Raw genomic sequence first — 16415 nt, 5'->3', positions numbered from 1 at the left:
GTGACCATCATCGCCAGTCTCCTCGGCGAAGCCCGCCTACCGGACTCGCCCACCCCGCGCCTGGACGCCGAACTGCTGCTGGCCGCCGCCCTCGGCAAGCCCCGCAGCTTCCTGCACACCTGGCCGGAGCGAGTGGTTTCCAGCGAAGTGGCCGAGCGTTATGCCAGCTTCCTGGAGCGCCGCCGCACCGGCGAACCGGTGGCCTACATCCTTGGCCACCAGGGCTTCTGGAGCCTGGACCTGGAAGTGGCGCCGGATACCCTGATTCCGCGCCCGGACACCGAATTGCTGGTGGAAACCGCCCTGGCACTGCTGCCGGCGAGCCCGGCCGAGGTACTCGACCTGGGCACCGGCACCGGCGCCATCGCCTTGGCGTTGGCATGCGAGCGTCTGGCCTGGAAGGTCACCGGCGTCGATCGGATTTCCACGGCCGTGGAGTTGGCCGAGCGCAACCGCGCGCGGCTGCGCCTGGCCAATGCCCGGTTCGTCGAGAGCCACTGGTTCTCTGCCCTGGGGAAGCAACGATTCGCACTGATCGTCAGCAATCCGCCCTACATACCGGCCCAGGATCCGCACCTCGCCCAGGGCGACGTACGCTTCGAGCCTTCCAGCGCCCTGGTGGCCGGCGCCGATGGCCTCGACGACATCCGCAAGATCATCCAGGACGCGCCCGATCACCTGCTGCCGGGCGGCTGGCTATTGCTGGAGCATGGTTTTGACCAGGCACCGGCCGTGCGCGATCTGCTCGATCAGCAAGGCTTCCAGCAAGTGGAAAGCCGTCGCGACCTGGGCGGCCATGAGCGCATCTCTCTGGGGCAATGGCCATGCTGAATGATCAGGAACTCCTTCGTTACAGTCGGCAGATTCTCCTGCCGCAGATCGACATCGACGGTCAGCTGCGCCTGAAGCAGGGACGCGTCCTGATCATCGGCCTCGGCGGCTTGGGCTCGCCGGTTTCTCTCTATCTGGCTGCCGCCGGTGTGGGCGAGTTGCATCTGGCGGACTTCGACAGTGTCGACCTCACCAACCTGCAACGACAGATCGTCCACGACAGCAACAGCGTCGGGCAGAGCAAGGTCGATTCGGCCATGACCCGCCTTGCCGCGCTGAACCCTGAGGTACGTCTGGTGCCGCACGACCGCGCGCTGGACGAGGATTCCCTGGCCGCCGCCGTTGCAGCGGTCGACCTGGTCCTGGACTGCACCGACAACTTTGGTACCCGCGAAGCGGTCAACGCGGCATGCGTCGCCGCCGGCAAACCATTGGTGTCCGGCGCCGCCATTCGTCTTGAAGGCCAGCTTTCGGTCTTCGACCCGCGCCGTGACGACAGCCCTTGCTACCACTGTCTCTACGGCCATGGCAGCGAAGCCGAACTGACCTGCAGCGAGGCCGGCGTGGTTGGCCCGCTGGTTGGACTGGTGGGCAGCTTGCAGGCACTCGAAGCGCTCAAGTTGATCGCCGGTTTCGGCGAGCCCATGGTCGGCCGCCTCTTGTTGGTGGACGCCTTGGGAAGTCGCTTCCGCGAACTGCGGGTAAAGCGCGACCCGGCCTGCGAAGTCTGCGGAGCACGGCGTGCCTGAAGCTGCGGTCGGAGTCTTCGACTCAGGCGTCGGCGGCCTTTCCGTCCTGCGGGAAATTCGCACGTTGCTGCCTCGCGAATCGCTGCTCTATGTGGCGGATAGCGGCCACGTGCCCTACGGCGAGAAGAGCGCCGACTTCATTCGCGAGCGCAGTCACCAAATCGCCGAGTTCCTGCTCGACCAGGGCGCCAAGGCGTTGGTGCTGGCCTGCAACACGGCCACTGTGGCCGCCGTAGCCGACCTGCGTGAGCGTTATCCACAGCTGCCTATCGTTGGCATGGAGCCGGCGGTGAAGCCGGCTGCAGCCGCAACGCGCAGTGGCGTGGTCGGGGTGCTGGCGACTACTGGCACGCTGAAGAGTGCGAAGTTCGCGGCACTGCTGGATCGCTTTGCCGGAGATGTACGGGTCATCACCCAGCCCTGTCCCGGACTGGTGGAGCGCATCGAGGCAGGGGACCTGCTGGGGCCGGAAACGCGCACCCTGCTGACGGCCTATGTCGAGCCGCTACTGGCCGAGGGCTGCGATACCTTGATCCTCGGCTGCACCCACTATCCGTTCTTGCGTCCTTTGCTGCGTCAGCTGGTGCCGGACTCGGTCAGCCTGATCGATACCGGTGCGGCGGTTGCCCGTCAGTTGCAGCGGCTACTGGATGCGCGCGGTCTATTGGCGGAAGGGGCGGCCGAAAACTGCCGCTTCTGGTCGAGCGGCGATCCGCTGGCGATGCAGGAAATCCTGCCGATTCTCTGGGGCGAATCCGCCTGTGTGGACAGGTTTCCGGATTGATACAAAAGTCCGCCAGAGTTCTTTCCCCGATTAAAAAGCTATCTATAATCGCTGCCAGGTATTAAGACTTTTTTGTCTGCACTTCAGAAAAAGGATTGGTTTCATGAAGAAGCTTTTCTGCTGGGCCGCAGCTGCAGCGATCACCGTCGGCCATGTTGTTTCCGCCCAGGCTGCGGACGTTTCTCTGGACATTGGCCAGACTGGCGATTCCACCATGGTTTATCGTCTGGGAACTCAGTTCGACTTCTCCAGCAGTTGGTTCCAGACCGATGTAGGGCGCCTGACCGGCTACTGGGATGCCGCATACACCTATTGGGAAGGCGATGAGACCGCCAGCAACCACAGCCTGTCTTTCACTCCGGTATTCGTCTACGAGTTCGCAGGTGAATCCGTGAAGCCCTACGTCGAAGCAGGTATCGGCGTCGCCGTGTTCTCGGACACCGACCTGGAAGACAACGATCTGGGTTCCTCCTTCCAGTTCGAGGATCGCATCGGCCTGGGCCTGCGTTTCGCCAATCAGGAAGTCGGCGTGCGCGCCATGCACTACTCCAACGCCGGCATCAAGCAGCCGAACGATGGCGTGGAGGCTTACACCTTGCACTATCGCCTGTCCTTCTGAGGCGAACCTGCAACACCGGAAACCGGGCCAAGCGCCCGGTTTTTTATTGTGCCTGCATCTTCAAACGGTACGTTCCGAAAGATTCCTGAAGGCCGCCAGTGCCCTATCGCGGCTGGCAGACAGGTCTACCAGCGGCGGCGGATACCCGGTGACGCCGAACAGGCCACCCAGTCCGGCCGGGTTGTGGATATCGCGTTTGTCCAGATGAGCGAGTTCCGGTAGCCAGTGGCGCAGGAAGCGTCCGTCCGGGTCGAACTTCTGCGACTGGTTTATGGGGTTGAAGATGCGGAAGTACGGGGCCGCATCGGTGCCGGTGGAGGCGCTCCACTGCCAGCCGCCATTGTTCGCCGCGAGGTCGCCGTCGATCAGGTTGCGCATGAACCAGCGCTCGCCTTCGCGCCAGTCGATCAGCAGGTTCTTGGTTAGGAACATCGCTACTATCATGCGAAGGCGGTTGTGCATCCAGCCCGTGGCGAGCAATTGGCGCATCGCCGCGTCGACGATGGGGATGCCGGTTCGCCCTTGCTGCCAGGCCTCCAGATCCTCTGGCGCACGGCGCCAGGCCAGCGCTTCGGTTTCGCGACGGAAGGGGCGGTGGCGGGAAACGCGCGGGAAGGCCACCAGGATGTGCTTGTAGAACTCGCGCCAGAGCAGCTCGTTGATCCAGCAGACGGCGCCGGGATTGCCACTGTCGAACTCCCCGAGGTTGTTGCGTAGCGCCGCGTGCAGGCATTGGCGGGGCGAGAGCACGCCAGCAGCGAGGTACGGCGAGATCTGGCTGGTGCCGGGGACGGCGGGGAAGTCGCGGCGTTCCTCGTAGCACCAGAGCTCTTCCAGGGCGAAGGTGTCCAGCCGCTCGCGGGCGGCTTCTTCCCCGGCGGGCCAGAGTTGGCGCAGGCTTTCCGGAGGTATCGGGAAGCCTTCTACCGACATGGGGGGCGTGTCGCTGGGGATATCCAGTTCTTCCTGCGGTCGCGGTGGTAGCAGGCAACTCGGCAGGGCTGTGTGCAGGCGCTGGTAGCAGACTTTGCGGAACTGACTGAAGACCTGGAAGCAGGTGCCGGACTGGGTCAGAACGCTACCGGGACGGAACAGCAACTGATCGAGATGGCTCTGCAAGACGATACTGTCTGCCGCAAGCAGCTCGGCCACCTGGTGGTCGCGCTGGGCCTCATTGATGCCGTATTCCTCATTGACCTGAACCGAACCGATGTCGAAATCGTGGCAAAGCTGGCGTACCACCTGTGGCGCCTCGGCCCAGGTGTCGGCGTGGCGAATCAGTAGAGGCACGTTCAGCCGGTCCAGCGCCCAGGCCAGCTCGGACAGGTTGCGCATCCAGAAATCCACTTTGGCAGGCGCGTCGTCGTGGGTTTGCCATTGGCCCGGGGTGATGAGGTACAGGGCCAGAGTCGGGCCGGCGGTGAGTGCAGCCTGCAGGGCCGTGTTGTCCTGCACGCGCAGGTCGGTGCGGAACCAGATGAGCTGGCGCATGGAGCATTCCTTTATCGGTTGTGCAGCAGGCCGAGGTCTGACAGGGCCTGAAAGGCGTCGAGCGGGCTTTCGGCCAGGATGACGCCGGGGACGGAATCGGCCTGGTGGATGGCCGCTGCGGGTCCCCCCAGCAGACACGGGCATCGATGGCCGTTGAGCAGCCTTGGCAGTTGCCCGGGACTGATCGGCTGGCTTGAGTAGAGCATTAGGGCACGAGGCTGGATGCGCGCCACGACCAGGGGTAGTTCGGTAGCGGGTACCGGCCAGTCGAAGACTTCTACTGCGCAATCGGCGCTGCTGGTGAGCCAGGCCGCGAGCCAGAGGCCGGGCTCCATTGGCAGGTCCGAAACATTCATCATCAGGATCGGCGCCCCGCTGAACTGGCGGTTGTTGTGGTAGAGCCGCGCGCCTAGCTTGGTGCGCAGCCAGGAGTGCAGGAACACGCGCTCCGCCTGGCGGCCGAACTGGCCGCGCCAACGTTGTTCCAGCTCTTCCAGCACGGGCTGCAACAACTGGCGATAGAGAGTCTGAGGAGGGTAGAGCGCCATTGAGGCATTGAAGCGCTCGTCCAGTTGGCGCTCATTGAGGCTGCCAATGGCTTCCAGCAGATGCTGGCGCTGTTCTTCCCAGGGGGAGGCCGACGTAGGTTCAGGGGCTGCCGGCGGCTGTTGCTCCTTGAGCAGCCCCTTGACCTGGCCAACGGCGACGCCCCGGTCCAGCCAGGTGAGGATCAGGCGTATGCGCACCACATCGTCCTCGGTGTAGAGGCGGTGACCCTTGCTGGTGCGCAGCGGTGCGACGAGCCCGTAGCGGCGTTCCCAGGCTCGCAGGGTCACCGGTATGACACCGGTCTGGCGTGCCACTTCGCGAATGGGCAGCAGCCCCCGCGACAGTGCGGTCTGGTAGTCGATGTCCATCGAGGTTTCGCCGGGCGTGTCCATGGCTAGAGGGCGTTGCGCAGGCTGAGTTCTTCCGGATGCGGCTGCAGGTAGGCCTGCTGGGTGATGTAGCGATCCGGGTGACTGTTGAAGTGATGCTTGAGCAGGGTGATGGGCACGACCAGTGGGATGATGCCACCTCGGTATTGCTCGATCAGGCGCTGGAGCTCCGCCTTTTCCGGGCGGCTGAGGTGCGTCTTGAGATAACCGCTGAGGTGCTGCAGCACATTGCTGTGAGTGCCGCGAGTGGCGCATTTGCCGAGGGCTGTCATGAGTGCCGAAAAATAGCGCGGGCCGATCTCGGCTGCCGGGTGCTCACCGATGTCGCCGAGCAGTCGGCCAAGGACCTTGTACTGCACCGGGTCGTGGGCCATCAGTTGGTACTTGTAGCGGGAGTGGAACGCGATGATTGCCTTGTGCGTCAGCCCTTCGCGGCACAGCGCCTGCCACTGCGCGTAGGCGTAAACGCGGGTGAAGAAGTTTTCCCGCAGCACCGGATCGTTGAGGCGACCTTCTTCTTCTACCGGTAGGTCCGGGCGCAGGGCGCAGAAGGCTCTGGCGAAGATTCCCCGGCCATCTCCTGCGGCTGCTTGGCCGTTGGCCCGATACACCTTCACCCGTGCGAGCCCGCAAGAGGGCGACTTCTGCATGAAGATGTAGCCACTGATGTCGTCGAGTTGCTCCGCCATTAGCTCGCCGAACTCGGTCAGGGCCTCGGTGTGATCGAGTTGCGGCTGTCGCGTGCCGACCGCACGCGGTGCAGCGAGGTCGCCAACCAGTCGGATGGGCGCGCGGGGAATGCCAAGGCCGATGGCCACTTCCGGGCACAGCGGCACGAAGTCGAAATGCGCTGCCAGGCTGCGGCTGCACAACCGTGACTCCTTGTGCCCACCATTGAAGCGCACGGGGTCGCCGAGGAGGCAGGCGCTGATGCCCAGTTTGGGGCGCTGCGACAGATCGAAGGGCATGACCATGGGCTATTACCTGGACGCGTGTTATGCAAAGTAGATTGCTTGTATAGGTTTATGGAAATCATAGAGATGGTCTTGTACAAGTCAAATGACTTGTACAAGTTCTTGACGGGTGGGATCAGCGCCAGCCGATCTGCCAGCAGCGGGTATCGGTCAGGTCGCGCCAGGGCAACTGCCGGCAGCGGTGGCTGTGCACAGCTTCGAGTTCCACGGTTTGCAGGACGCCGCCTTCATCGAAGATCAAGCGGCTGACGAGGAAGTGTCGTTCGCGTCTGGACGGCCGTACGGCCGTCCACTTCGAGAGCAGTAATTTGCGCGGATTGAGCCGCGGAGCGGTCACAAGTGCTCAAGCAGGCGGCGAGCGGCTTCCTGGCCGCTTAGCCAGGCACCTTCCACACGGCCTGACAAGCACCAGTCGCCGCAGGCGTAAAGGCCCAAGTCGGCATCGGCGAGGGCGCCCCACTGGTGCGCCTGGCTCGGCCTTGCGTAGAGCCAACGGTGGGCCAGGCTGAAGCTCGGAGCCGGAACGGCACAGCCGATCATTTCGGCGAAGGCACCATGCAAGTGTTCGATAACCGCATCCTTGGGCATGTCCAGGTGTTGCTTGCTCCAACTGCTGGTGGCGTGCAGCACCCAGGTGTCCAGGCTGGCTTCGCGACCTGGCTTGGAGCGATTGCGGGCAAGCCAGTCCAGCGGGCTGTCTTGCAGGAAGCAACCTTCAACACGGGTATCCAGCGGTTCGCTGAAGCCCAGTGCCACGGCCCAGGTCGGCTCCATGGCGACGCTTGCGGCGGCACCGGCGAGTTTCGGTGCAGCGGCCAGCAGGGCCGCAGCGTGGGGCGCCGGGGTGGCGACTATCACGTGGCTGAACGGGCCGTGACTGAGGCCTTCGGCATCTTGAAGGCCCCAGTGGCGTTCGCCACGGAAGACCTCGGTGATGCGGCAGGCGAAATTCACGGGCAGGGCACCGAGCAGGGCGCGGGTGATGGCGCTCATGCGTGGCGTGCCGACCCAGCGAATCTGCTCGTCGGGGGAGGGCAGCAGCTGGCCTTCGCTGAAGTGATAGAGACTGGGTGACCATTCGGCGACCCAGCCACGATCGCGCCATTGCTGCACCACTTCGGCGAAGCGACGGTCGCGGGCGGTGAAATATTGAGCGCCAAGGTCCACGGAGCCGGCGTCGCTTCGCTTGCTGGCCATGCGTCCACCGCTGCCGCGGCTCTTGTCGAAGAGCTCCACGGCCTGCCCGGCTGCATGCAGCGCCTGGGCGGCGGAGAGGCCGGATATACCGGTGCCGATGATGGCGATAGGTGCACTCATGGTCTACCTCGTTACCTATGGCTACAGGCTACGCTTTAGACAACACCTGTACAAAATTCAAGCTTTGTACAGGTTGATCGTTTCCAATCGCGGACTACTGCATTTCTGACGATACGTGGCCCAATCCGGGGCACGTTGAGGCGTCATAGACCAGACTAGGGCGATATCCGCACTTAGCGCCATGCGAGGAGGATGCCATGCACATATTGCTGACCGGCGGTACTGGTCTGATCGGCCGGGCGCTCTGCCAGCGTTGGCTGGCGGAGGGGCATCAGCTCACTGTGCTGAGTCGGCGGCCGCAGAGCGTTGCAAGCCTTTGCGGCCGCACGGTGCGTGGTATCAGCCAGTTTCCCGATTATGGCGACGAGCCGCTGGACGCCATCGTCAACCTGGCGGGAGAACCCATTGCAGATCGGCCCTGGAGCAATAAGCGCAAGGCACAGCTTTGGGGCAGTCGCATCACGCTCACCGAGCAGATCCTGGAGTGGCTGGAGAAGCGCGGCCAGATGCCGCAGGTGCTGCTCAATGGCTCGGCGGTAGGCTGGTACGGTGATGGCGGCGAACGGGAGCTGACCGAGGAATCGCCACCGGTGACCGATGATTTCGCCAGCCAGCTTTGTGTGGCCTGGGAGGAGACGGCGCAACGCGCCGAGGCATTCGGCATCCGCGTGGTGCTGGTGCGCACCGGTTTGGTGCTGGCGCGCGACGGAGGGTTTCTCAAGCGCCTCGTGCCACCCTTTCGCCTGGGATTGGGCGGTCCCCTGGGCAATGGTCGGCAATGGATGCCCTGGGTGCACCTGGACGATCAAATTGCACTGATGGATTTTCTCTTGAAGCAGATCGATGCGCGCGGTCCTTATAATGCGTGCTCGCCGCAGCCCGTGCGCAACCGCGATTTCGCCCGCAGCCTGGGTCGCGCACTGGGCCGGCCGGCCTTCATGCCGGCACCGGCCTTCGTCCTGCGTCTGCTGCTGGGTGAGCTGGCCGGGCTGTTGCTCGGTGGCCAGCGTGCGGTACCGGCCCGATTGCGGGCAGCGGGTTTTACCTTTGCATTCACCGATCTGGACATGGCACTCGGCGATCTGCTGAAGCCTAAGGATGTTTGATGACTGATCACGCGCTGCTGCTGGTCAACCTGGGATCGCCGGCTTCCACCAAGGTGGAGGACGTGCGGAGTTACCTTGATCAGTTCCTGATGGACCCCTACGTCGTCGACCTGCCGTGGCCGCTGCGGCGCCTGCTGGTTTCGCTGATCCTGATCAAGCGTCCGGCACAGTCGGCCCATGCTTACTCGTCGATCTGGTGGCCGAACGGTTCGCCGCTGATCGTCCTCAGTCGTGAATTGCAGGACGCCATCGTTCCCCTCTGGCGGCATGGCCCGGTGGAACTGGCGATGCGCTATGGAGAACCTTCCATCGAAAATGCGCTGCGCAAGTTGGCTGAGCAGGGTGTCAAGCGCGTGACCCTGGCGCCGCTCTATCCGCAGTTCGCCGACAGCACCACTACAACCGCCATCGAGGAGGCTCGCCGTGTAATCCGCGAGCGAGGCCTGACGCTGAATGTTTCGGTGCTGCCACCCTTCTTTGCCGAGCCGGACTACCTGGACGCCCTGGTGGCCAGCGCCAGGCCCTACCTTGAGCAGGACTTCGACCACCTGCTGCTGAGCTTCCACGGTTTACCCGAGCGGCATATCCGCAAACTGGTCAAGAGCATCGATCCACAGCATGACCTGACTGCCCCCGATAGCCGTGACGTCAGCGACGAGGTCCTGGCGGTCTGCTACCGCAGTCAGTGCCAACGCACTGCCGAAGCCTTCGCTGAACGTGCGGGGCTTGCGCCCGGAAAATGGTCGGTGTCCTTCCAGTCGCGCTTGGGCAAGGACAAATGGATCGAGCCTTACACCGAGGCGCGGCTTGATGAGCTGGCCAAGCAGGGGGTGAAGAAGCTGCTGGTGATGTGCCCGGCTTTCGTGGCCGACTGCATCGAGACGCTGGAAGAAATCGGCCAGCGCGGCAGCGAGCAGTTCCAGGAAGCCGGAGGCCAGGAGTTGGTGCTGGTGCCGTGTATGAATAGCCATCCGCAATGGGTTTCTGCGCTCGCCCGGCTTTGCGAAACGGCGGTGCGCCCTCTCTGATCTCGTCCACGTACTTCACGCAGGGGCGAATTCGCTCCTGCGGCGCCCTTATCAACCAGAGGTCATGGCGCGCATTCAGCGTGCCTATATGACGACCGTTCTCGTATTCAGGCCGCCCATGGCCACCTAAGCTGGGTTCTTCTTCAACCGTCGTGCGCCGCACCGGCGGCGCCGAGGAGAGCCCAGTGCAGAACAAGAACAATGGCTATCCCTCGGGCCTGAGAGCCTGGACCACCGTCGCGATCCTGATGGTGGCCTACGTGCTGTCCTTCATCGACCGGCAGATTCTCAACCTGCTGGTGGAGCCCATCCGCCGTGACCTGGTCATCAGCGATACGCAGATGAGCCTGCTGATGGGCCTGTCCTTTGCGCTCTTCTATACCGTCTGTGGCATTCCACTGGGTCGCCTGGCCGACAGCCGCAGCCGGCGCGGGCTGATCGCCATTGGCGTGCTGTTCTGGAGCGCCGCCACCGCCGCATGCGGCATGGCAAAACTCTATTGGCAATTCCTGCTCTGCCGCATCGGCGTAGGCGTGGGCGAGGCGGCCTTGTCGCCGGCGGCCTACTCGCTGATCGCCGACAGTTTCCCCAAGGAGCGGCGCGCCACTGCCATCAGCGTCTACTCCATGGGGGTCTATCTCGGTTCCGGGCTGGCCTTTCTGCTAGGCGGGCTGGTTATCAAGTTCGCGTCGGCCCAGGGCGACGTGCACTTGCCGTTGCTGGGCGAAGTGCGGCCATGGCAATTGATCTTCCTCGCCCTTGGCGCGGCCGGTGCGCTCTTCACTCTGCTGATGCTGGCGGTGCGTGAGCCGCAGCGGCGCGGCATTGGTGCCGGCGTAGTGGTGCCCCTTGCGGATGTCGGCCGTTATCTACGCAGCAATCGACGCACCGTCATCTGCCACAACTTCGGTTTCGCCGGCCTGGCCTTCGCCGGCTACGGCAGCGCGGCCTGGATTCCCACTTTCTACATCCGTACCCATGGCTGGGACGCCGGCCAGGTCGGCGTGATCTACGGCAGCCTGGTGGCCGTGTTCGGCTGCCTGGGCATCGTCTTCGGTGGGCGGCTGGCGGACTGGATGGCCAAGCACGGGCGGGCGGATGCCAACATGCGCGTCGGTCTGTTCGCCGCCATTGGCGCCCTGCCGCTGGTGGTGCTGTTTCCCCTGCTGGATGACGCTTTCTGGGTCACGGTGCTGATGGCGCCTACCGTGTTTTGCCTCAGCATGCCCTTTGGCGTTGCGCCGGCCGCCATCCAGGAAATCATGCCCAACGCCATGCGCGGCCAGGCTTCGGCCATCTACCTGTTCGTGATCACCCTGATCGGTCTTGGCTTCGGTCCTACCGCCGTGGCCCTGGTGACCGACTATGTGTTCGCCGACGACAAGGCCCTGCGCTACTCGTTGCTGATCGTCACCACCATCGCGGTGGCGAGCTCGGTGGTGTTGTTGTGGGCTGGGCTAAAGCCTTATCGCGAAAGCCTGCAGCGACTGCAGCAATGGGGCGTGGAGCCACAGGGTGAAACCATGCTCCGCGAGGCACAGCCTTCCACGTAGAACAGGCAGAAGACAAAAAAGCCCCGCGATTGCGGGGCTTTTTCATTTTGCGCCTCAGATATGCGGCGCGTCGTCCGGGCTCTGATGCTTCCAGGTCTGGTGGCCCGGCAGGATCAGGTTGAGGGCGATGGCGACGATGGCGCAGAGGGCGATGCCTTTAAGGCCGAAGTCGTCCTGGCCGGTACCGGTGCCCACCAGCATGCCGCCGATGCCGAATACCAGGGTGACAGACACGATCACCAGATTGCGCGCTTCGGCCAGGTCCACCTGGTGGCGGATCATGGTGTTCAGGCCAACCGCGGCGATGGAGCCGAACAGCAGGCAGAGGATGCCGCCCATTACTGGCACCGGGATGCTCTGCAGTACGGCGCCGAACTTGCCGATGAAGGCCAGGCCGACGGCGAAGACGGCTGCCCAGGTCATGATCTTCGGGTTGTAGTTCTTGGTCAGCATCACCGCGCCGGTCACTTCCGCATACGTGGTGTTCGGCGGACCACCGAACAGGCCGGCTGCCGAAGTGGCCAGGCCGTCGCCGAGCAGCGTGCGGTGCAGGCCGGGCGTCTTCAGGTAGTTGCGACCGGTCACGCTGCCCACCGCGATCACGCCACCGATGTGTTCAATGGCCGGGGCCAGGGCAACCGGGACAATGAACAGGATGGCCTGCAGGTTGAACTCGGGGGCGGTGAAGTTCGGCAGTTCCAGCCAGGGCGCGGCGGCGATCCTGGCGGTGTCGACCACACCGAACCAGAACGACAGGGCGAAGCCGACGATCACGCCGGAGATGATCGGCACCAGGCGGAAGATGCCTTTGCCAAACACGGCGACGATCAATGTGGTCAGCAGTGCCGGCATGGAAATCCACATGGCGGTGGCGTAGGGAATCAGCTCAGCGCCGTCACCACCCTTGCCCATGGCCATGTTGGCTGCGATGGGGGCCATGGCCAGGCCGATGGAGATCACCACGGGACCGATCACCACTGGCGGCAGCAGGCGGTCGATGAAGCCCGTGCCTTTGATCTTCACTGCGAGGCCGAGGAAGGTGTAGACGAAGCCTGCCGCCACCACACCGCCCATGGTCGCGGCCAGGCCGAACTGGCCCTTGGCGAGGATGATCGGAGTGATGAAGGCGAAGCTGGATGCCAGGAACACCGGCACCTGACGCCCGGTGACCAACTGGAACAGCAGGGTGCCGAGGCCGGCGGTGAAGAGCGCTACGTTCGGGTCCAGTCCGGTGATCAGTGGCATCAGCACCAGGGCGCCGAAGGCCACGAAGAGCATCTGGGCGCCGGAAATGACCTGGCGCCAGAGCGGGTCCTTGAATTCGTCGCTCATCGATCAGTTTTCCTTCTGCTTGGTGCCGAAGATCTTGTCTCCCGCATCACCGAGGCCCGGGATGATGTAGCCGTGTTCGTTGAGTCTCTGATCGATTGAGGCGGTGAAGATCATCACGTCCGGGTGGGCATCGTTGACCACCTTGATGCCTTCGGGGGCGGCGACCAACACCATCGCGCGGATTTCCTTGCAGCCCGCGCGCTTGAGGAGGTCGATGGTGGCGACCATGGAGCCGCCAGTGGCGAGCATCGGATCGATGATCAGCGCCAGGCGCTCGTCGATCTCCGGTGCCAGCTTTTCCAGGTAGGTGTGGGCTTCCAGGGTTTCTTCGTTGCGGGCCACGCCCACGGCGCTGACCTTGGCGCCCGGAATCAGGCTGAGCACACCGTCGAGCATGCCGATGCCGGCGCGCAGGATGGGTACCACGGTGATCTTCTTGCCGGCGATCTTCTCGACCTGCACGGTGCCGGCCCAACCCTGGATTTCGTAGTTTTCCAGGGGCAGGTCGTTGGTCGCTTCGTAAGTCAGCAGGGCGCCGACTTCCTGTGCCAGTTCGCGGAAGTTCTTGGTGCTGATGTCGGCGCGGCGCATCAGGCCGAGCTTGTGGCGGATCAGCGGATGGCGGATCTCACGGATGGGCATGGGAGGGTTCTCCGGCGGGCTGGCAAAAAATTGCGTTAGCTTAATCCATTGATCACAGGCTGTGCTGCACTGACTGGTGGGTCCCGGGCACTGATGTCGCGGTCAAGCAAGGAACTGTCACACGCGGCGGCAACCTGCTGCAGTATGGTCGACACTCGTCCGTCGGGACTTGCTCCGGGGCAGGCGGATGGGTACCTTTGCCGACTTTTATCTTGACGCCCCGTTCAAGTTTTCACCGGGAACCCTGCCTGTTCCCCGCAGAACCCAGAGGAATTGCCATGTCCGCCGATCTCGCACACATCCGCCAGGTAAGGGCCGAAGCCGACTGCCTGTACACCGACGCCCAGGTCGAGGCGGCCATCTCCCAGGTCGCCATCGCCATCAACGGCGAACTGGCGGAGCGCAATCCGGTGGTGTTCTGCGTCATGAACGGTGGTCTGATCTTCGCTGGCAAGCTGCTGCCCAAGCTGGACTTCCCGCTGGAGCTGTCCTACCTGCACGCCACCCGCTACCGCAATGAAACCAGCGGCGGTGAGCTGTTCTGGAAGGCCAAGCCGGAAATCTCCTTCATCGACCGTGACGTGTTGATCATCGACGACATCCTCGACGAAGGTCACACCCTGGCGGCCATCATCGATTTCTGCAAACACGCCGGCGCTGCCAACGTGCATACCGCCGTGCTGATCGACAAGACCCACGACCGCAAGGCCCGTCCGGACCTGAAGGCCAACTACGTGGGCCTGCCCTGCGAAGACCGTTACATCTTCGGCTACGGCATGGACTACAAGGGCTACTGGCGCAACGCCGCCGGCATCTTCGCGGTCAAGGGGCTCTGAGTCATGAGATCGCCGCGCTTCCTTGATCAGGCCCTCTTCGCCGAACTGGCCGACAAATCCGCGGCGAATCCGCGCAAGCGCCAGCACCATAACTTCCATGCCATGGAAGAACCTTGCCATCGCATGGCGGTGGGGCTGCAGCCGGGAACCTACATCCCGCCGCACCGTCACCTCAGCGCTGACAAGGCGGAAAGCCTGTTGGTGCTCAAGGGGCGCCTGGGCCTGCTGATCTTCGACGAGGACGGCCAGGTCGTCGACAAACGCGAGCTGGCGGCGGGCGGCGAATGCGTCGGTGTCGACCTGCCGCCGGGCGTGTTCCACGCGCTGGTGGTGCTGGAGCCGGACAGCCTGCTGTTCGAGTGCAAGGCCGGCCCCTATCGCCCAGTGGGCGAAGGCGAGCTGCCCGCATGGGCGCCCCGTGAGGGCGAGCCAGGGGTGGCCGATTACTCGGCCTGGATGCGCTCGTTGTTCTCCTGAGGCGCATCGCCCTGCAGCCACTGCATCGCCTTGGCCCGTGCTTGTTCCAACGATTGTACGTAGGCCAGGCGACCACTCTCCCGATGTACACCGGCGCGGCGTAGTTTCAGCCGCACACGGGGTGAAGTGCCCACAAGCACCAATCCCACGCCCTGGCGAGCGTAGTCGTGCAGCAGGTTTTCAAGGGCCGCCAGCGCGGTCATGTCCAGCATCGGTACCGCGGCCATCTCGACGATCACCACCTTCACCTCGGGATTGAAGCGGCGCAGCACGCTCAACGCCTTTTCCGCAGCGCCGAAGAACAGCGGACCACGGATGGCGTAGACCAACACCTGTTCAGGGAGATCGCGCAGGGCTTCGTGGAAGTGGCGGGGCAAGGGCGCAGCGTCGGTGAGGTCGCTCATGCGTTTGATGAACAGGCCGGCAGCCAGCAGCAGGCCGACACCCACTGCCAGCACCATGTCGAACAGGACCGTCAGCACCAGGCAGGTGAGCAGGACCAGTACGTCGTTGCGCGGGGCGATGCGCAGGGTGTGCACCACGTGTCGCGCTTCGCTCATGTTCCACGCAACCATCAACAGCAGTGCCGCCAGCGCGGCCATGGGCAGGTAGCTGAACAACGGCGCTAGCAGCAGCATGGCCAGCAATACCACGCCGGCGTGGATGATGGCCGCGATGGGGGAACGGGCACCTGCGCGCACGTTGGCGGCGCTCCGGGCGATTGCCGCAGTGGCGGTGATGCCGCCGAACAGCGGAGCAACCAGGTTGCCGAGACCCTGGCCGACCAATTCTGCATTGGGGTCGTGGCGCGTGCCTGCCATACCGTCAGCCACCACGGCACAAAGCAGAGACTCGATGGCACCGAGCATGGCGATTGCGAAGGCCGGTGCGAGCAACTGGCGAATCAATTCGAACGAGAGGCCCAGGGGCTGGCCATCAGGGCCGGGCAGCATCCATGGCCAGGCGAAGGTTGGCAGGAACGGTGGAATGCCAGGGTGGTTGATGCCATCCACTGCGTAACTGAAGCGTTCGCCCAGGGTTGCGACTGGAATACCTATCGCTTCCATCAGCAGCCCGAGCAGGGCACCCAGCGCCAGCGCTACCAGATGACCCGGCACCTTGGGCACCAGGCGCGGCCAGATCACCAGCACCGCGAAACAGACCATGGCCACCAGGGCATCGCCCAGGTGTGCGGTTGGCAGGGCGCCGGCCAGCAGGTGCAATTGATCCACGTAGTTCTGCGGCGACTCGGCCAACTGCAGACCGAGCAGGTCCTTGATCTGCAGGGTGGCGATGACGATTCCAATGCCGGCGGTAAAACCCAGGGTCACCGGGTAGGGGATGAACTGGATCAGCCGGCCAAAGCGTGCCAGGCCCATGGCGATAAGAATCAGTCCGGCCATCAACGTACAGAGCAGCAGGCCGCCAAGGCCGAATTTCTGGGTGATGGGCAACAGGATCACCACGAAGGCAGCAGTAGGCCCGGAAATGTTGAAACGTGATCCGCCGGTGAGGGCGATCAGCGGCGCCGCGAGCAGTACCGTATAGAGGCCATGTTGCGGCGCCACGCCGACTGCTATGGCCAGTGCCATGGCCAGGGGGATGGCGATGATGCCGACCGTGGTCCCGGCTGCGAGATCGCCACGCAGGTCGGCGAGCGAATAGCCATCGCGCAGCGTTTGGCGCAAGGCCGCGAATAGGGGAGGCAGATATCGGGACATGGTCGCTCCTGTGGCAG

At 63.9% G+C, this 16415-nt stretch carries 17 protein-coding genes; 9 read left to right on the top strand and 8 right to left on the bottom strand.

The genetic code is table 11. The features are described from left to right. From prmC to SA496_RS21500, 4 genes are all read left to right on the top strand, one after another. A complete protein-coding gene (gene prmC / locus SA496_RS21515; protein ID WP_280358261.1) occupies window positions 1–831 on the top strand; it encodes a peptide chain release factor N(5)-glutamine methyltransferase in 831 nt (276 codons plus the stop codon). After that, window positions 825–1580, top strand: a complete 756-nt coding sequence (locus SA496_RS21510; RefSeq protein WP_120655353.1) for a molybdopterin-synthase adenylyltransferase MoeB — start codon at window positions 825–827, stop codon at window positions 1578–1580. Before prmC ends, SA496_RS21510 begins: the two co-directional genes overlap by 7 nt. Then, the gene (murI, locus tag SA496_RS21505; RefSeq protein WP_330114439.1) at window positions 1573–2364 is read left to right on the top strand and encodes a glutamate racemase; all 792 of its coding nucleotides are present in this window, start codon (window positions 1573–1575) and stop codon (window positions 2362–2364) included. The genes SA496_RS21510 and murI overlap by 8 nt, the downstream gene beginning before the upstream one ends. Before the next feature lie 103 nt (window positions 2365–2467). Continuing rightward, window positions 2468–2983 carry an acyloxyacyl hydrolase gene (locus SA496_RS21500; protein ID WP_120654612.1) on the top strand — a complete coding sequence of 172 codons (516 nt, stop codon included), beginning with the start codon at window positions 2468–2470 and terminating at the stop codon, window positions 2981–2983. A 60-nt stretch (window positions 2984–3043) separates the two neighbouring features. Here SA496_RS21500 and phrB read toward each other — a convergent pair whose 3' ends face one another. From phrB to SA496_RS21475, 5 genes are all read right to left on the bottom strand, one after another. Continuing rightward, window positions 3044–4474 carry a deoxyribodipyrimidine photo-lyase gene (phrB, locus tag SA496_RS21495; RefSeq protein WP_330114438.1) on the bottom strand — a complete coding sequence of 477 codons (1431 nt, stop codon included), beginning with the start codon at window positions 4472–4474 and terminating at the stop codon, window positions 3044–3046. A gap of 11 nt (window positions 4475–4485) precedes the next feature. Continuing rightward, window positions 4486–5415 (bottom strand): MerR family transcriptional regulator, encoded by a 930-nt coding sequence (locus SA496_RS21490; RefSeq protein ID WP_153918502.1) that lies wholly within the window; start codon window positions 5413–5415, stop codon window positions 4486–4488. A 2-nt stretch (window positions 5416–5417) separates the two neighbouring features. Beyond that, complete coding sequence (locus SA496_RS21485; RefSeq protein WP_174235591.1) at window positions 5418–6386, bottom strand: YbgA family protein; 969 nt, start codon at window positions 6384–6386, stop codon at window positions 5418–5420. A gap of 115 nt (window positions 6387–6501) precedes the next feature. Further along, on the bottom strand, window positions 6502–6723 hold the full coding sequence (locus tag SA496_RS21480) for a TIGR02450 family Trp-rich protein (protein ID WP_120654615.1): 222 nt from the start codon (window positions 6721–6723) through the stop codon (window positions 6502–6504). Next, entirely contained in the window at window positions 6720–7703 is a 984-nt protein-coding gene (locus tag SA496_RS21475; RefSeq protein ID WP_120654616.1) for an NAD(P)/FAD-dependent oxidoreductase, read from the bottom strand. The genes SA496_RS21480 and SA496_RS21475 overlap by 4 nt, the downstream gene beginning before the upstream one ends. A 197-nt stretch (window positions 7704–7900) precedes the next feature. Here SA496_RS21475 and SA496_RS21470 point away from each other — a divergent pair, with 197 nt between their 5' ends. The 3 genes from SA496_RS21470 (at window position 7901) to SA496_RS21460 (ending at window position 11390) form a co-directional block, all read left to right on the top strand. Continuing rightward, complete coding sequence (locus tag SA496_RS21470; protein WP_330114437.1) at window positions 7901–8809, top strand: TIGR01777 family oxidoreductase; 909 nt, start codon at window positions 7901–7903, stop codon at window positions 8807–8809. Continuing rightward, window positions 8809–9837 carry a ferrochelatase gene (gene hemH / locus SA496_RS21465; RefSeq protein ID WP_120654618.1) on the top strand — a complete coding sequence of 343 codons (1029 nt, stop codon included), beginning with the start codon at window positions 8809–8811 and terminating at the stop codon, window positions 9835–9837. The genes SA496_RS21470 and hemH overlap by 1 nt, the downstream gene beginning before the upstream one ends. Before the next feature lie 185 nt (window positions 9838–10022). Then, complete coding sequence (locus SA496_RS21460) at window positions 10023–11390, top strand: spinster family MFS transporter (protein ID WP_330114436.1); 1368 nt, start codon at window positions 10023–10025, stop codon at window positions 11388–11390. Between the two features lie 54 nt (window positions 11391–11444). On the opposite strand, the gene SA496_RS21455 is transcribed toward SA496_RS21460, so the two are convergent. Further along, window positions 11445–12722: a uracil-xanthine permease family protein gene (locus tag SA496_RS21455; RefSeq protein WP_120654620.1), complete on the bottom strand. Its 1278-nt coding sequence runs from the start codon at window positions 12720–12722 to the stop codon at window positions 11445–11447. A 3-nt stretch (window positions 12723–12725) separates the two neighbouring features. Continuing rightward, on the bottom strand, window positions 12726–13364 hold the full coding sequence (gene upp, locus SA496_RS21450) for a uracil phosphoribosyltransferase (protein ID WP_120654621.1): 639 nt from the start codon (window positions 13362–13364) through the stop codon (window positions 12726–12728). Between the two features lie 278 nt (window positions 13365–13642). On the opposite strand from upp, the gene SA496_RS21445 reads away from it, so the two are divergent. After that, the gene (locus SA496_RS21445; protein ID WP_120654622.1) at window positions 13643–14200 is read left to right on the top strand and encodes a hypoxanthine-guanine phosphoribosyltransferase; all 558 of its coding nucleotides are present in this window, start codon (window positions 13643–13645) and stop codon (window positions 14198–14200) included. Between the two features lie 3 nt (window positions 14201–14203). Then, entirely contained in the window at window positions 14204–14677 is a 474-nt protein-coding gene (locus SA496_RS21440) for a WbuC family cupin fold metalloprotein (protein ID WP_330114435.1), read from the top strand. Here the strand turns inward: SA496_RS21440 and dauA are convergent. Further along, window positions 14644–16398 carry a C4-dicarboxylic acid transporter DauA gene (gene dauA / locus SA496_RS21435; RefSeq protein WP_120654624.1) on the bottom strand — a complete coding sequence of 585 codons (1755 nt, stop codon included), beginning with the start codon at window positions 16396–16398 and terminating at the stop codon, window positions 14644–14646. The two genes, SA496_RS21440 and dauA, sit on opposite strands and share 34 nt — an antisense overlap. Window positions 16399–16415 lie beyond the last annotated feature (17 nt).

The organism is Pseudomonas sp. JS3066 (genome assembly GCF_036328175.1).
In the GTDB taxonomy this organism is placed as follows: domain Bacteria; phylum Pseudomonadota; class Gammaproteobacteria; order Pseudomonadales; family Pseudomonadaceae; genus Metapseudomonas.
The sequence above is the reverse complement of the archived record's forward strand: the minus strand, read 5'-3'. Positions and strand labels throughout refer to the sequence as shown.